Annotated in this window: 16 protein-coding genes; 8 read left to right on the top strand and 8 right to left on the bottom strand. The window is 41.6% G+C overall.

Translation table 11 applies throughout. The features are described from left to right. Positions 1 to 22 precede the first annotated feature (22 nt). From BMW98_RS08585 to BMW98_RS08595, 3 genes are read left to right on the top strand one after another with little or no spacing between them, the layout of a single operon-like run. Positions 23 to 556, top strand: coding sequence for a hypothetical protein (locus BMW98_RS08585; RefSeq protein ID WP_394802209.1), 534 nt, complete (start codon positions 23 to 25; stop codon positions 554 to 556). Beyond that, positions 553 to 1,386, top strand: a complete 834-nt coding sequence (locus tag BMW98_RS08590; protein ID WP_090258085.1) for a hypothetical protein — start codon at positions 553 to 555, stop codon at positions 1,384 to 1,386. The genes BMW98_RS08585 and BMW98_RS08590 overlap by 4 nt, the downstream gene beginning before the upstream one ends. Beyond that, positions 1,373 to 3,787 carry a leucine-rich repeat domain-containing protein gene (locus tag BMW98_RS08595; RefSeq protein WP_090258086.1) on the top strand — a complete coding sequence of 805 codons (2,415 nt, stop codon included), beginning with the start codon at positions 1,373 to 1,375 and terminating at the stop codon, positions 3,785 to 3,787. Before BMW98_RS08590 ends, BMW98_RS08595 begins: the two co-directional genes overlap by 14 nt. 57 nt (positions 3,788 to 3,844) lie before the next feature. On the opposite strand, the gene fabF is transcribed toward BMW98_RS08595, so the two are convergent. Together fabF and BMW98_RS08605 are read right to left on the bottom strand one after the other, a co-directional pair. After that, positions 3,845 to 5,089: a beta-ketoacyl-ACP synthase II gene (gene fabF, locus BMW98_RS08600; RefSeq protein WP_090258087.1), complete on the bottom strand. Its 1,245-nt coding sequence runs from the start codon at positions 5,087 to 5,089 to the stop codon at positions 3,845 to 3,847. Further along, entirely contained in the window at positions 5,089 to 5,679 is a 591-nt protein-coding gene (locus tag BMW98_RS08605; protein WP_090258088.1) for a TetR/AcrR family transcriptional regulator, read from the bottom strand. Before BMW98_RS08605 ends, fabF begins: the two co-directional genes overlap by 1 nt. Positions 5,680 to 5,890: 211 nt before the next feature. Here BMW98_RS08605 and BMW98_RS08610 point away from each other — a divergent pair, with 211 nt between their 5' ends. Beyond that, on the top strand, positions 5,891 to 6,433 hold the full coding sequence (locus BMW98_RS08610) for a DsrE family protein (RefSeq protein ID WP_090258089.1): 543 nt from the start codon (positions 5,891 to 5,893) through the stop codon (positions 6,431 to 6,433). On the opposite strand, the gene BMW98_RS08615 is transcribed toward BMW98_RS08610, so the two are convergent. Further along, the gene (locus BMW98_RS08615; RefSeq protein ID WP_090258090.1) at positions 6,430 to 6,708 is read right to left on the bottom strand and encodes a hypothetical protein; all 279 of its coding nucleotides are present in this window, start codon (positions 6,706 to 6,708) and stop codon (positions 6,430 to 6,432) included. The genes BMW98_RS08610 and BMW98_RS08615 overlap by 4 nt on opposite strands. 140 nt (positions 6,709 to 6,848) lie before the next feature. Here BMW98_RS08615 and BMW98_RS08620 point away from each other — a divergent pair, with 140 nt between their 5' ends. Beyond that, positions 6,849 to 7,514 carry a DUF4412 domain-containing protein gene (locus BMW98_RS08620; protein WP_090258091.1) on the top strand — a complete coding sequence of 222 codons (666 nt, stop codon included), beginning with the start codon at positions 6,849 to 6,851 and terminating at the stop codon, positions 7,512 to 7,514. Between the two features lie 67 nt (positions 7,515 to 7,581). Further along, on the top strand, positions 7,582 to 8,019 hold the full coding sequence (locus BMW98_RS08625; RefSeq protein WP_090258092.1) for a cytochrome B: 438 nt from the start codon (positions 7,582 to 7,584) through the stop codon (positions 8,017 to 8,019). 144 nt (positions 8,020 to 8,163) lie between these two features. On the opposite strand, the gene BMW98_RS08630 is transcribed toward BMW98_RS08625, so the two are convergent. Together BMW98_RS08630 and BMW98_RS08635 are read right to left on the bottom strand one after the other, a co-directional pair. After that, complete coding sequence (locus BMW98_RS08630) at positions 8,164 to 9,615, bottom strand: M20 family peptidase (protein WP_090258093.1); 1,452 nt, start codon at positions 9,613 to 9,615, stop codon at positions 8,164 to 8,166. A 59-nt stretch (positions 9,616 to 9,674) separates the two neighbouring features. Next, on the bottom strand, positions 9,675 to 10,754 hold the full coding sequence (locus tag BMW98_RS08635) for an AI-2E family transporter (protein ID WP_222843609.1): 1,080 nt from the start codon (positions 10,752 to 10,754) through the stop codon (positions 9,675 to 9,677). Positions 10,755 to 10,960: 206 nt separating this feature from the next. Here BMW98_RS08635 and BMW98_RS08640 point away from each other — a divergent pair, with 206 nt between their 5' ends. After that, positions 10,961 to 12,109, top strand: a complete 1,149-nt coding sequence (locus tag BMW98_RS08640; protein WP_090258094.1) for a hypothetical protein — start codon at positions 10,961 to 10,963, stop codon at positions 12,107 to 12,109. Here the strand turns inward: BMW98_RS08640 and BMW98_RS08645 are convergent. Beyond that, entirely contained in the window at positions 12,106 to 12,870 is a 765-nt protein-coding gene (locus tag BMW98_RS08645; RefSeq protein WP_090258095.1) for a hypothetical protein, read from the bottom strand. The two genes, BMW98_RS08640 and BMW98_RS08645, sit on opposite strands and share 4 nt — an antisense overlap. A 151-nt stretch (positions 12,871 to 13,021) precedes the next feature. On the opposite strand from BMW98_RS08645, the gene BMW98_RS20675 reads away from it, so the two are divergent. Further along, positions 13,022 to 13,120: a GIY-YIG nuclease family protein gene (locus BMW98_RS20675; protein WP_338060835.1), complete on the top strand. Its 99-nt coding sequence runs from the start codon at positions 13,022 to 13,024 to the stop codon at positions 13,118 to 13,120. 316 nt (positions 13,121 to 13,436) lie between these two features. Here BMW98_RS20675 and BMW98_RS08655 read toward each other — a convergent pair whose 3' ends face one another. Together BMW98_RS08655 and BMW98_RS08660 are read right to left on the bottom strand one after the other, a co-directional pair. Further along, positions 13,437 to 14,225, bottom strand: coding sequence for an SDR family oxidoreductase (locus BMW98_RS08655; protein ID WP_090258096.1), 789 nt, complete (start codon positions 14,223 to 14,225; stop codon positions 13,437 to 13,439). Between the two features lie 88 nt (positions 14,226 to 14,313). Beyond that, positions 14,314 to 14,664 (bottom strand): hypothetical protein, encoded by a 351-nt coding sequence (locus tag BMW98_RS08660; protein ID WP_090258097.1) that lies wholly within the window; start codon positions 14,662 to 14,664, stop codon positions 14,314 to 14,316. Positions 14,665 to 14,676: the final 12 nt, after the last annotated feature.

Below are 14,676 nucleotides of genomic sequence, written 5' to 3' on the forward strand. Positions count from 1 at the left end.
ACTCGTAACACTTTTTGTGGTAATGGGTAGCGTAAATGCCCTTGCGCAAAATGCTGTTGACCCGAATAGAGAAAAAGCCATTGATTCACTCGCGCTTGAAAAAGTAAGAGACCTTGGTAAATACATTCGCATTATTGGTAATAAAGAAACGCCTTATTCTGAGTCTACCAGAGTAATGGACAGGGCTGAAGAGCTTTTTGCTCCTGATAGCGAAATGGGTGTTTCATCGCTTGCGCGCGAAGAGATTGAATACTATAAAGTGCGTGAGTATTTTCAGCGATTGAGAGCCCTTAACTACGATAAGGTGACCATCGAATGGTATGATATCCACTATATCTCTGACCTTGAGCGCCAGCCTGACGGCCGTTACGTTGGTGTGGTAACCATTTACCAAAAGTTTGAAGGTAGAAGTGGCGACCAATTGAGCTATAAGGATACAACCAAAAAAGACATTACTATTTACGTAGAGAAAAAGGAGACACAAATTGCAGGTAGAACCATTGAGTTCTGGGATGTGATTTTAGGCGATATTCGCGTGTCTGAAACATCTATATGAGCAGATTAACCCTTTTAACTTCTTTATTATTCATCTTCTTTTTCCAAGGTGTTCAGGCACAGATAGTGTCTGAAGATGAGGAGATTGAAAGACAATTATTGGCGAGCACAAAGCAGCTCAACCAGTTTTTCAATCGCTTTAATGGCGAAGAAGACACCAAAGGCCGAAAGTTCGAACCAGACGATAGGCAATATAGAAGTGAGCGTATTAGGAAAAGATACTTGAGCATTCTCTTCGATGAGGAGAATGCCGAGTTTTCCGAAGACTTACTGAAAACATTTATCGAGCAGGTAACCGATAAGGACAATCCGCAGTTTTTGAGCCTAAGGAGTCCGGAGTGGTTTGCCGTGGTAAATACCACCTTTAAGTATAAAGGAAAGGAAGAGCCACTTACGCTTTACATGCAAATTCAGCAAGAAGGTTTGGGCTACGAATGGGTAATTAGTGACTTGGTTTTTGAACCATACAATACGCTTTTTGATAAGCAAAGAGGCGAAACCAAAGAGTTTTTACACCCAATGAGTCATGAGCTGGACTTTATGAATTTGCGCAAAGCATTGGTTAAGGGCGGAAGCCCAGAATCATATACTTTGGCCGATTTTAAACCCGATTTGTTAACGGTGTTTCTCTACGAAGTGAAAATGGGTTTACTGGAATTTCAGACTGTAAACCGACTTAACTTCCACTTCTTTAGTATCGATGGCTGGTATTTTCAGCTTAACAACTTTAACCGACCAGGCTATAACACCGGTTGGCTAATATCTGATTTGGCACAAGTGAACGATTCACAGAAAGAAGCCTTATTGAAAATTATCTATGACAAAAAGTAAGTTTATATATGCTTTTGTTGCCCTCCTGTTTTCGTTTTCCACTTTGGGGCAGGAGGTCGATACTGAGGCCGATCCGTATGTAGGTCAGGCCGAGGGTATGGTGCAAACCCTATCTTATTATTTCAATTTACTTGGGGCGGAAAAAACCTCACTTGCCGAAAGAGAGATCATTATTAATAACAGTTATAAAAAACTGTTTTTGAATGAGAAAGTGCAGGTAGAAGACGATTTACAAGACGACCGCTCGACTGTTATCTACAAAGATGTTCAGGCCTATTTAAAGGATATAGACTTTTTCTTTACTGAAGCCGCATTTGGGTTTGAAATTGAAAAAATTGAACGCCTGATAAAGGAGGATGAAACGCCTTATTATAAGGTAGAATTACTGCGAAACCTCAAAGGTGCAAGTGTTGCAGGCGATTCCATTAACTCTACGAAAAAGCGCTACATAGAATTCAACTTTGATAAGAATGATGAGCTGAAGATTGCGAGTATTTACACCAATAAGGTGAGCCGCGATAAACAACTGAGAGAATGGTGGAACGGCCTGACCTTGGAGTGGCGAAACATCTTTCAAGATAAAATTGGAGTGTATTTCGATAGCCTTTCCAATGTAGAATTGCTGAGCGTGGTGTCTATAGATTCGCTAGACTTATCTGGCAATGACCTGATTCGTGATATTGATCCGATTTATCAGCTAACTGAATTAAAATATTTGAAGCTCAGTGACACCTTTGTGAGTGACTTGAAGCCTTTGCTTTCGATTAATAAGCTCCAATCACTAGACCTTTCGCAGTCTGCTGTGGAAGACTTAGAATACCTTAAATACCATACTGATATTCGGTCACTCAACTTGAGCAGTAGCCCCATCGATACATTTGATGTACTGGCAGCGTTCGGTAAGCTGCAAAAGCTGAGGTTGGATGGTGCTGCCCAGGTAAACCTTCAGTTTGTAAATAGTCTTAAGAGTATTGAATGGCTTTCTTTAGCCGATGGTCAAGGGCTTGATAGCATCAACTTTCAGCAGTTAAGAAACCTAAAGCACTTAGATGTGAGCGGTTCAGACCTAGATTCAATTGCGCCTTTACAGCGCATTGAAGAACTGAATATTTCTGATACTGGAATTAAAGACCTTGAATTTTTAAGAGGGGCAACGGCACTGAAAGTGCTTTACCTTAACAATACAGAGGTAAGTTCATTGGATGCTATTAGTGCGCTCAATTCATTGGAGCGGGTTTATGCAAATGGTACCCGACTCGATGATGCGGCTATTGCGAGTTTCGCGGCTAAAAACGATGCCTTACTTGTAACTAATGCTGCCCAGTTGAAAGAATGGTGGAACGGCATGCCGATGAATTTGAGAAATGCCCTAAGCGAGTATGTTAGCAGTTCGCCAACTCCTGAAGAGCTTTCGCAACTTATTAGGGCTGAAGCGCTCGATTTGACAAATATCAACTTGATTGATATTACACCGCTGAGCCGTTTTCAGAATCTGAAATCGCTAACACTCGATAAAAACCCTGTGGTGAATTTACCGAAATCGGCACTATCTGCTGAGTTAGAGAAACTCTCCATTAACGAAACCAAAGTACGCGACCTAAGTCCGCTTGGTGATCATCCTAACTTAAGGGTGATTTACGCTAAAAACACCCTTGTTCGAAATATTGAGGTATTGGCTGGAATGCCTGCCTTAGCTGAATTGGATGTAGACAATACCAATGTAGAAGAAGCCACAGTGGCTGCTTTGCTAGATAAAAAGGAGCAGGTGAAAGTGCGTTTTATGACAGAGCAGCTTGAGACTTGGTGGGCGGGTGTTAGCCAAGAATTGAAGGATAAACTGTTGCAAACAATCAACAAGTCGGGCAGGGTGAATTCGGATGATTTGCATGCGCTGGTGGCCAGTAAGCGACTAGAGTTTGTGGGCAGCGGATTTAACCGACAAACCACTACTGCGATCAAGCGATTCTATCGTTTAGAGGAGTTGAAAGTGCAGCGAGCTGGTTTAAGCGGGCTGCAATTATTACCTGTAATCGATGAGTTGAAATCGCTCGAGTTGCTTGAAATGCCAATTGCTGATTTGAACACGCTCCAGCAGCGCTACCCTAAGCTAGAGCGCTTGGTTTTGACCAATACTGCGGTGGAAGATTTACGTCCTTTAGAGGGACTGATCACGCTTCAAGAACTTAACTTTTCGGGTACAAATGTTAAAAGAATGCGTGGACTAGAAGAGTTGACTGAGTTGCGATACATCGACTGCTCCAATACGAGTGTTTTTCGCTTGGATAGACTCAGCGAACTAAAGAAGTTAGAGCGAATTACTTGTTTTAATACAGGGCTTCGTCAAAATGATATTGATAAGCTACTGGAATATCTCCCAGATTTAGAAGTAGTTTATTACTGATACGAAAAGGGGCGACCAATTGCTGGTCGCCCCTTTTTCTTTGGTTTAAAGTAGGTATTATGCCTCGTATCCCTTAAAGATTGCGGTGGCGATATGTCCACCAAACCCAAAGGTGTTACTCATGGCATATCTTATGTCATGCTTTTGCGCTTTACCAAGTGTTAAGTCAAACTTGTCAGCCCAATCTTCATCAACTTCTTTAGTGTTAATAGTAGGTGGCACCACGCCTTCTTCAATAGCTTTGATACAGGCAATGGCTTCAATGGCTCCTGCAGCGCCTAATAAGTGCCCTGTCATAGATTTTGTAGCCGATAGTTTAAGCTTTGGATTGATTCCGAAAACGCGTTCTACCGCAATCAACTCGCTCTGATCACCTATAGGGGTGGAGGTGGCGTGCATGTTAATATGGTCAATGTCGGCCGCTGTTATATTGGCATCGTCTAGCGCCTCGTTCATGCCTAAAAAAGCACCTTCTCCTTCAGGGTGAGTACCTGTAAGGTGGTAGGCATCTGCTGCCATTCCGCCACCAGCTACTTCTGCAATAATGTTTGCTCCTCGCGCTATTGCATGCTCATATTCTTCTAGAACCAAAGCGCCAGCACCTTCGCCCATCACAAACCCATCGCGGGTTTTATCAAATGGCCTTGATGCCGTAGAAGCCTCATCGTTATTGGTGCTTAGTGCCCTGGATGCGTTAAATCCGCCAAGTCCGGCCACGGTAATCGGAGCCTCAGATCCACCAGTGATAATCATGTTTGCTTTGCCCCAGCGAATGTAGTTGAACGCATCGATAATCGCAGTGGTGGAGGTGGCGCATGCTGAAATACAGGTGAAGTTAATGCCTCGTAAACCGTACTTCATAGAGATAACTCCAGAAGCTATGTCGGCAATTATTTTGGGAATGAAGAAAGGGTTGAAGCGCGGGTTTTCATCTCGCTTAGTATAGTCAATCATTTCTTCAGAAAATGTTTCAATACCACCATTTCCCGAACCCCAGATCACGCCAATTTTGTTCCTGTTTAGGCTTTCAAAGTCAATTCCAGCATGTTTAACAGCTTCTTCAGCGGCTACCAATGCATAGGAGGTAAACCTATCATATTTGCGCGACTCGCTACGCGGAATGTGGTCATCTATGTTGAAGTCTTTCAACTCGCATGCAAAATGCGTTTTAAATTTACTTGTGTCGAAACGGGTAATTGGGCCTGAGCCACTTACTCCAGACTTCAGGTTGTTCCAATAGTCATTTAGGTTATTTCCAATTGGAGTAAGTGCTCCAATACCTGTGATTACAACTCTTTTCATTATTTCAATTCCTTTTCAATAATAGTTTTCAAATGATTTAGTGTTTTGGGAAAGCTGTCCATGTCTTGCGTGCTTTTGGCTACCAAAATGGCACCTTCAATTCCCCCAATTATTAATCTGGCAATACTGGTGGGGTTGGCTGTTCGGCTAAACTCACCAGTGGTTTGTCCTTCTCTAATTACACCCTCCATTTCTTTCTGCCAGTTTTCAAAAGTGCTTCGGGTTCTTTGTTTTAGCAAAGGGTAGCCGTCATCTGCTTCAACAGCACTGTTCATAAGGGCGCAGCCACCGTTCGCGTAAACAAAGGGAAAGCCCTCTTCATAAAAAGCAAAAACCATTTCTAGTTTATGCCATGCATTGCCTTGTGTGGCAATGGCTTTATAAAGGCCTTTTTGAAAGAACTTTAAGTTATGATCAAAGCATGCTTCGGCCAAAGTGTCTTTGTCTTGGAAGTTGCCATAAACTGCGCCTTTGGTTAGGCCTGTAGCTTTGGTAATGTCGCTCAGGGATGTACCATAGGCGCCTTTCTTGTTAAAGATATGGGCTACTTTTTCAATAATAAACCGTTTGGTATGCTCTGATTTTGTCATGGTATATCAAATATATACCAATTGGTATAAAATTCAAATCGTATTTGCAGTCAATCGGTAATGGGTAAAAAGTGTGTATGCTGTTAGGGCTGCTTTCTAAATGAAAGGAAAGTGACTTTCACTTTGAGGTACTTTTCGTCTGTATTTACATTTTTTGGCTTGATTAAATCAGTTTTATTCAGTCTATTGAGGCATCAAAAACTGCCGAAATATGAAACTGTTCCCTAAAATCTTCTTATCCGCCCTGATGGTGTGTTTCGCGTACACTGCGAATGCGCAAGACATGGTTAATCCTGTGATTAAAAGTTATGGAGGTATTTTCGATGCGCAATACGCTACTGAAAAGCCTGATCCTGCATTGGAGTATAAAATTGTAGTAGACATAGCCACTGGAGATGCTAATAAAGGAGAGCCGTTTTATTCGTTGATAAATGTTGCCCGCATGATGAACCTGCATGCCATGGGGGGAGTGCCTAAGGAAAACATGAAGGTTGTTCTGGCTATTCACGGAGGGGCCGTATGGTCGGTGTTGGACAATGATGCTTATAAGCAGAAGTTCAATGTAGACAACCCACACATTCCGCTTTTTAAGGAGTTGCAAGATGCAGGGGTTAAAATCGTGGTTTGCTCGCAATCTATGCGTGGTAGAAGCATTGCTCCGGAAACATTGGCTCCGGGTTTAGAAACGGCTACCTCAATGCTTACAACACTTACCACTTATCAGCTTAAAGGCTATGCTGCCCTTAAGTTTTAGGGGAGTCTTTCCATAGTTGAAACTAATAGCACAATTAGAAAAAGTATCATGCCAAGGGCTGTAAAAACTGCAGCCCTTTTGCTTGCCCTAAAGCTTTTGTTCGCATTGCGTTTTCTCAAAGCAAGTAGGGCGGTAAAGTCGGTGTTGGGTTTGTTGGGAGTATTCTTTCTGGGTGCATCCTCCATATTTACTCCATAAACTTTTCTGCCTTTCTCAAACGGAATTTTGGGAGTGTTTCTTTTTACTTGGCCTATATAGTCGAATGCGGTTGACATACTGGTATTAACGTATGTTTGGTGAGCCAGTAGACAAAATACGGATAAGTGAATGACTCGAATGATTAGCGTTTCAATTAATTTTTTGTACGGTGGAGTGCTGAGAAAAAGGATGTGTATCTTGGATAAATTTAACTCTTATGAAAGCATTAATTTCTATTCTCATTTTATCGGTTGTGTCTTTTACAACCGCCAAGGTTGAGCCGGTAGCGCCATTTCATGGTACCATTGTTTATGAAATCAATTATTTAAAAATGCCTGAAGACATGCAGGGAATGGATGATATGCTGCCCCAAAGAATGGAAATGATGATTTTGGGCTCTAAGACAAGAATTTTCCAGGAAATGGGGATGGGAATGGGAACCCAAGTTGTTTTGACTGATGAAGATACCAAAGAGGCCGATGTTTTAATGGACATGATGGGGCAGAAAACTCATGTGCATATGAGTCGAGAGCAAGTGGAGGCAGAAGAAGCCAAATCAACAGAGAAGCCAAAGATTAACTATTTAGAAGGCACCAAAAAGATTGTGGGGTATAACTGCAAAAAAGCTCAAGTGATAAATGCTGACGGTACAGGGGTATTGGTTTGGTATACTGAGAAGATTGATGCTCCGCATAAGGACTTTAGCGAACTGAAAGGCTTTCCACTTGAATACGAAACAGAAGTTGAAGGAATGACAATGCAAATTGTGGCCGTTAGCATTGATGAGAAAAAACCAGACCCTAGCAACTTCGCTATTCCTGATGGATACCGTAAAATGAGCTTTGAGGAGCTTTCAAAAATGAGCGGAGGAGTACCAGAGTAAATTAACTTTGTCTCTTATTTCTCAACTTTCTGTACTTACTTTGCTGGCAACAACAAACAGAACCACTATGTACAACGGACTTCTTCATGCACACTCAGGCCTTAGATGGTTGGTATTAATACTACTTATTGCGGCCATTTTTAATGCTTTTTCGAAAAAGAAAAATGGCACATGGACACCAAAGGATAGAAAGCTTTCTGCCATGGCAATGGGGCTTGTACACTTACAGTTTGTAATCGGGTTGGTGTTATATTTCATTAGTCCTAAAGTAAGTTTTACTGAAGGATTTATGCAGAGCTCGGTGTTGAGGTTCTTTGCTGTAGAGCACGTATTAGGAATGCTCATTGCCATTGCACTGATTAGTATTGGCCACAGCAAAGCGAAAAAAGCAGCTACCGATGCTAAGAAGTTTGGTGCGATTTCTACCTTCTTCCTTATTGGTTTGATTATAATTTTGGCCTCTATACCATGGCCTTTCCGAAACTTAGGAAGCGCTTGGTTTTAAGCTACCCAGAAGCTAACTAACTTCTTTTTTTAAGAGGTGGCTTCCCTAGGGGGGAGCCTATAACAAGAATCTGTTTGTTGATTGCAGTGCATTTAACAGACAGATTCTTTTGGTTTATGAGTTTCTAACCTTTGTGTCAACCTTTTATTTCGTGTTGAGCATAAGCTGTCTGTAAAAACGAATGGCATCTTTATAGTCCTCTACAGGGATATGCTCGTCAATACCATGAAAACTGTCAATATTCTGCTCATTGATGTGGTACGGCACAAATCGATATATATTCTTGCTCACCCCACTAAAGTGTCTGGAGTCTGTGGCGCCAATTACAAGGTTTGGAGCAGTTAGTGTTTCGGGGAAAATCTGTTTGATGGTTTTATTGATTAGCTCGTAGGCCTCAACGTTGTGTGGCGAAACTGCTGATGGATCGTTGTTAAAGCCGTGAAAGGCCACCGTAACACGGGGATCGTTTATGGTGCTCACTACGTGTTGTTTCACTTCTTCAGCGGTTTGCCCGGGTATAATGCGGAAGTTGACCACAGCTCTAGCCGTAGTTGGAATAACGTTCTCTTTAATACCAGCCTGAAAAATGGTTGGCGAAGTTGTGGTTCTTATCAGGGCATTTCCTGATCCGCCAGCTCCCTCATAAGTTGAAAGAATGATAGATTTGAATATTCCTCTGTTGGCAAAAGCCATTCTGTTTACAAAGCCCATTTCTGGCCCCAGTGCATCCATAAACCCTTCCATTGGCTCGCTAAAAGTAGCGGGTAACGGATTGGCTTTGAGCTTGGCTACGGCATTTGCCAATACATCAATGGCTGTTTCTTTGGCTGGTTGAGAGCTATGACCACCTTTCATATCTACTTGCAGTGCAATAGAGGTTATGCCTTTTTCGGCCACACCAATCATGGCTACATCTTTGTCTATGCCTGGCACTAATTTTTGGGTTACTGCATAGCCTTCGTCCATTACAAACTCGGCCTCAATTCCTTGTTCTTGCATGTATTGGGCTATTTTAACCGCACCATACTTGCCGCTAACTTCTTCATCGTGGCCAAAGGAGAAGTAGAATGTTCTTTCAGGTTTAAAGCCCTCCTTTAGCAACATTTCAGTCGCTTCTAAAATCCCGATTACGGTGAACTTATCATCGATTGTGCCGCGTCCCCAGATAATGTCGTCCTTAATAGTGCCGGCAAATGGATCTACCGTCCATTTATCGGGCGATGCAATTGGCACTACGTCTAAGTGGCCCATTAATACCACGGGCTTTAGGCTTGGTTTTTTGCCTTCCCATTTATACAAATGGCTGTATTCACTAAAGTACTGATGCTCCAAAAGCGAATCGACCATTGGGTAGTTGTCAATAATCAACTGATTAAATGCACTGAACGCAGTTGAATCAAAGTCTTCTACATTTTCGTGCGAGATGGTTTGAATGCGCAATGCCTGCTGAAACCGCGAAATGGCATCTTGTTCGATGTCAATTTTAGTTATAGGTTCAACGGTAATTTGCTTACTGGTGGTAGCAAAAGTGTTGATGAGAATGTAGGCTACAAATCCTAAAAATAGAAGTAGTAGCCCGAGGAAGAACTTTTTCATATTGGCAAGAATTCAGCTCAAGATAAACACCAAAGCGCTTTCCTGCCAATATTAGCACACTATGTTTTAATCTGTTTTTTGTTGATTGGTGGAAGCACAATGGCTACTGTATTGCCCGAAATAAGCTGAGCAATGACGCGCGTGCTCTTGTACTGCTCCATTATGATTTTTAGGAACACCGTAATCGGAATGGACATAATCAAGCCAGCAATTCCCCAAATATTCCCCCAAAGCATAAGCATTACTAAAATGGTAACCACATTGATTGAGAAGGAACGTCCCATAAATACTGGCTCAAGTATTCCCCCAAACAGTACCTGAACCCCCGTGCAGGTGAGCACAAAGAACAGGAGTATAGATGAACTCTCAATTTCGACAAAGGCGAAAATAGCTAATAAGACTACCGTAATAACAGAGCCAACCAACTGTAAGAAGTTTATGGCAAAGGCAAAAACTCCCCAGAAAATAGGGAAACTAACCCCAAAGGCCCAGCAGGCAATGCCAATTCCAATACCGGTAAATAGACTTATAAAGAACTTAACCTTGATGAATTTTATCAGGTCGCGCTCAATTTTCATAAAGGTTTTTACGCTGGCAAATTGCTTTTTGAGAATAGTGGAGTTCATGATTTTCTGAACATCCATTGATTCTGCTAGTAAAAGAAGTACAAAGAACAACGTAGAGAGAATCATGGAAATGGTGCTGCTAATAAAGTCTACAGTAGGAGCCAAGCTCTTCATTATGGCATCTTTACTCACTAAGTCTTGCGGGGTTTCCATGCTTTTGAGAAAATCTAAACCCACAAAATTGCCCAGAGAATATAGTAGAGAACTGATTTTCACCTTGGCCTTATCAAAATAAGCGTTGTCTGTCGCTAATATTTCTGCACTTGAAAGTTTAATAAGCCCACCACCAATTCTGAATGCCGCAATAATGATTAAGATGACAACAGTAATACTGACAAATTTTGGAACGCCCTTTCTTTTAAACCAGCGCATTAGCGGCAAAAACAGCAATGCAATAAACATTGATGATACCAGCGGAATGAAAATAAACGAGAGAATTTTCAGCAAATAGAAAAAGAGCGGAATTACTATAGCGAGTAATAAAAGGTTGGTGGTTTTTCTATCGTTCAGCATGGCTGCAAAGGGTGTTTAAAGTCGCAAAGGTATACTCAAAAACGCATAACAGGGTTGTGCTATGCATAATAATTGTAGATTTCCTGTTAACGATTTGTTGGCTTGGTTTAGTTCAACTGGTAGTTTGAGAATTTATAGATTTGATAATGTAGGTGTGTTTTATCTTGGTCATTATGTTTTAATTTTAAATAAACGAATCTACGGCTATGCGAAAGTTACTTCCCTCAGTACTGGTACTCATATTGATTTCGGTTTCATCTTGTAAACTCTTGACAATTGAAAGTGCGCAAGAGCCATTGTCTAAAACCGAGTTGAATATTCGCCTTAGAACACAAGCATTTGTTGGCGAGGCATCTGAAAGAATTGAACGTGCGGCCGACAGCTTAATTGCCAATTCTGCTAGCAAGGAAGTGAAAATGAATGCTCTGAGGTGGAAAATTTATGCTGTAGACAATTTTGGAAAAGTTGGTTTTCAAACTTCACCGAGAATAGCATTGATGGATACTTGGGCACTGATGCTAGAAATGGACCAATTTTTAAATGGAATCTATGGTGAGCAAATGCTGGGAGAAGAAATTGAGGTAATAAGAAAGGTAAACAGTGAGAATGTAAGACAGGTGGAGTCGATTGCTGCAAATATGATGTCCGAAAAGGAGTTCAGTAAGCATAAGCAGTTCGTGTATGATTTTGTAGCCACCACTAATTTTGAGCAGAATGGCTTCACGCATTCGCCCGTTCGCGCATCTTATCTGGATTTTCGAAAAACACCTGACAGTTTAGCTGTTGCTACTGTGGGTTCGCTTTCCGAAGTAATGGCCGATTTGAACAGCCGAATGTCTTATGCATCCCAGAAAATCGGTAAACAAATTAAATGGAATACTGAGCTTACCTTAAGAGAGCAAGGCATGGATTCGCTGAATGTATATGCGATTGCTGATAGCCTAAACGCTCGCATTGATGCATTGGTGCGGATAGCGAATAATTCTCCCGAGCTGCTGGATCAGGCAATAGCTTCATTTGCGCGAGATATGCAGCCAATGTTCAATGGATTGCGCTATGAACTGGCCCGTTCAATGAACAAACTGGGTGAAGAAAGGCTCGCTATGGACACTATTATAGCTCGTGAAAGAGAAAAGCTAGATAGCCTAGTTGCAAGGGAACGGGCAATATTAGTGGATGAGGCCAATAGTTTGGCTGATGATTTTGCCAATAACGTAATGGTACAAGTAAAGGATATGGTTTCGAGCGTGTTGTTCTACATTGCCCTCATTTTAGCCATTATTCTCTTTATCCCTTTTGGCCTTGGTTATGTTACAGGCAAAACTTTACAAGCCAAAAAGAATAAACAGACTTAGTTGCTTACTCTAAAGTTGAGTTGCTCAACACCAGTGTTTTTAGAACTTGGATGGTAAGCCGTTACCACTACTTCATGACTACCGATTTTCTCCAGAGCTAACGTTGTAACAAAGGTGTTTACCTGTTCCGAAATATGCATTGGAATGGTTTTCCAATAGGTACCATCAACATAAATATTGGCCTCAACCTCAATAGCTTCCGAATCCCAAAGACCATCTTTGGAAATAGTACAGCCACACATCATTACCATATTTACTTTTAGTTCTACCGTTTTGTCTTTTTCAATAGAAAAGCCCTGATGCGTTTGTGGGTAAAGGCCGTCAATTACAAAGCCAGGAATCTCCAAAATCACACCATCACTATCCATATGTTTGCCTGGTACCAGCCAAACTTGTGTTTGCGAAACTACACGTGACTCTTCGTGATTAAAGGGGCCAATTGCCTCAATATTAACGAAAAGGGGTTTTTCCAAACGCAAAGTGGTTTCAAAAAAAGCAGTGCCTTCAGTAATGCTAGCATATCTTTCCCTTGGTGTGTTCATTATGGTTGTGGTGTTTCCGGTTCCACCTTGAGTTAAGCCTTTGGCCAGCACTTCGTTGGTAGTGGCGTCTCTTACTATAATCATGGAACCGCCCATGCTGGCACCAATAAATTTGGCGTCTTTGGCCTGTGTACGAACTACAAGCTTGGTGTCTTTAGCCGTTTGGGCAGCTAGTGAAATACAAGAAATAAAAAGAATTGTGGTTAATAAGTTTCGCATGCTTGAATTTAAGAAGTGCTATTTAGTATTGCTACTAAATTAGGCTGGAAGAGGCTGTAGCGTCATTCCCAGCTTGACTGGGAATCCCTCACGGTTTTGGCTAAATTTCAATAAACACAACGGAATGCCAAAAGGTGGATATGTTTACATAATGTCTAATAAAAGTAGAACTGTATTATATATAGGCGTAACATCTGATTTGGAAGCCCGTGTTTACCAACATAAAAATGACTTAAGGAGCCTTTACTAAGAAATATCATTGTTACTCCTTAATCTACTATGAAGTATTTGGTCATATAGAATCGGCTATTAAAAGAGAAAAGGTTTTGAAAAAGTGGAACCGAAAATGGAAGGAAGAGTTGATTACAGCTTTTAATCCTAAGCTGAAGGATTTGTGGGAAGATATTGAAGGTTATAATTAGCCTTAGAGATTCCCAGTCAAGCTGGGAATGACGAGTGCTTACTAGTTGCGGTGCAAACAAGTACAACAACGTGCTAGAGAGTTTCAAGGGCAGTATTTATATCAGAAAAACTTTCGCCTTCGGGGGAATGACAAAAAGGGTTATCTACCGCACCTTCGCTTTTTTAATTATTCTGGCGAAAAGACCGGGTAAAAAGCGCTTGGCGTATGCTCCATAAGATTCTCGGCCTATATACACTTCTCGCTTTTGTTTCATCATGGCTTTAATAATTGCTGCGGCACATGCATCTGCAGTAAGTCCATTGGCTTGGGCATCGTCCATACTGCCGAGCTGAGTGCCATCACCAGTAAAAGCATTAACCGAAACGTTAGTTTTCACAAAACCCGGTGCGGCAATGGTGACCTTAATGCCACTATCTTCGAGCTCGGCTCGCATACTATCGAAAAAACCATGGAGTGCGTGTTTGCTGGCAGCATAGCCAGAACGGTATGGGGTACCGAAAATACCAGTGAGGCTGGTGACAACCACAAAGTGACCACTGCCCTTTGCTAACATGTGTGGCAACAAGGCTTTGGTTAAACCAACAGAACCAAAATAATTTACTTCCATTAAATCCCGATCAACTTGCAGCAGGGTGTCTTTTACCAACGAGCGTTGGCTGCGACCTCCATTATTAATCAAAACATCAACCTGGCCAAAGGCAGCTATAGCCATTTTTGTTGTTTCCTCAAAGGTGTGAGATTGGGACAAGTCAAGCTGAACGATGGCGATACGTTCTTGATTAGCGCACTCGCTTTTTACACGTGTAAGTTCCTCGGTTCTTCTCGATGAAATAATGAGATTGACACGATGCTTTGATAGTTGTTTGGTAAGTGCCTCACCTATGCCAGACGAGGCACCTGTAATCCATATGGTTTTGTCTTGTAGGTGCATGGTTTAAGATAAGCCTTTAGAATGAAATTCACGTGGTTATCTTAAAGCTCAATATTTTAGTGTTGGTTTTTAGCTTCTTGGGAAGATATTAATCCACATTGTATGTTATGTTGCTATTGTTACTGCTCGAGAATGTTTGGTTAAGCAAGAAAGGACCAGCTTCAGGATCTCCACCAACGGCAACAGCTCTAACGGTGTAATTTACGCTGATAACTAAGTTGGCAACGGTTTTACTGCCTCCGGCAACAACTGTCCCTTGATTAATAAAAGTGCTAGTAGCTGTTACATCATCCTTAAGGTATACATCTATGCTCTGTTGTGTATTATTGTTTACAATAAGGCTGAATTTCACTTCTTCGGAAGGGTCATCATCGTTTTTGCAGCCGGTAAAGGCAAAGGTAAGTACTAATACCAAGGATAGAATCACTGCTTTTTTCATGATGAATATTTT

Origin of the sequence: Roseivirga pacifica (genome assembly GCF_900111145.1) — a bacterium.
GTDB lineage: Bacteria > Bacteroidota > Bacteroidia > Cytophagales > Cyclobacteriaceae > Roseivirga > Roseivirga pacifica.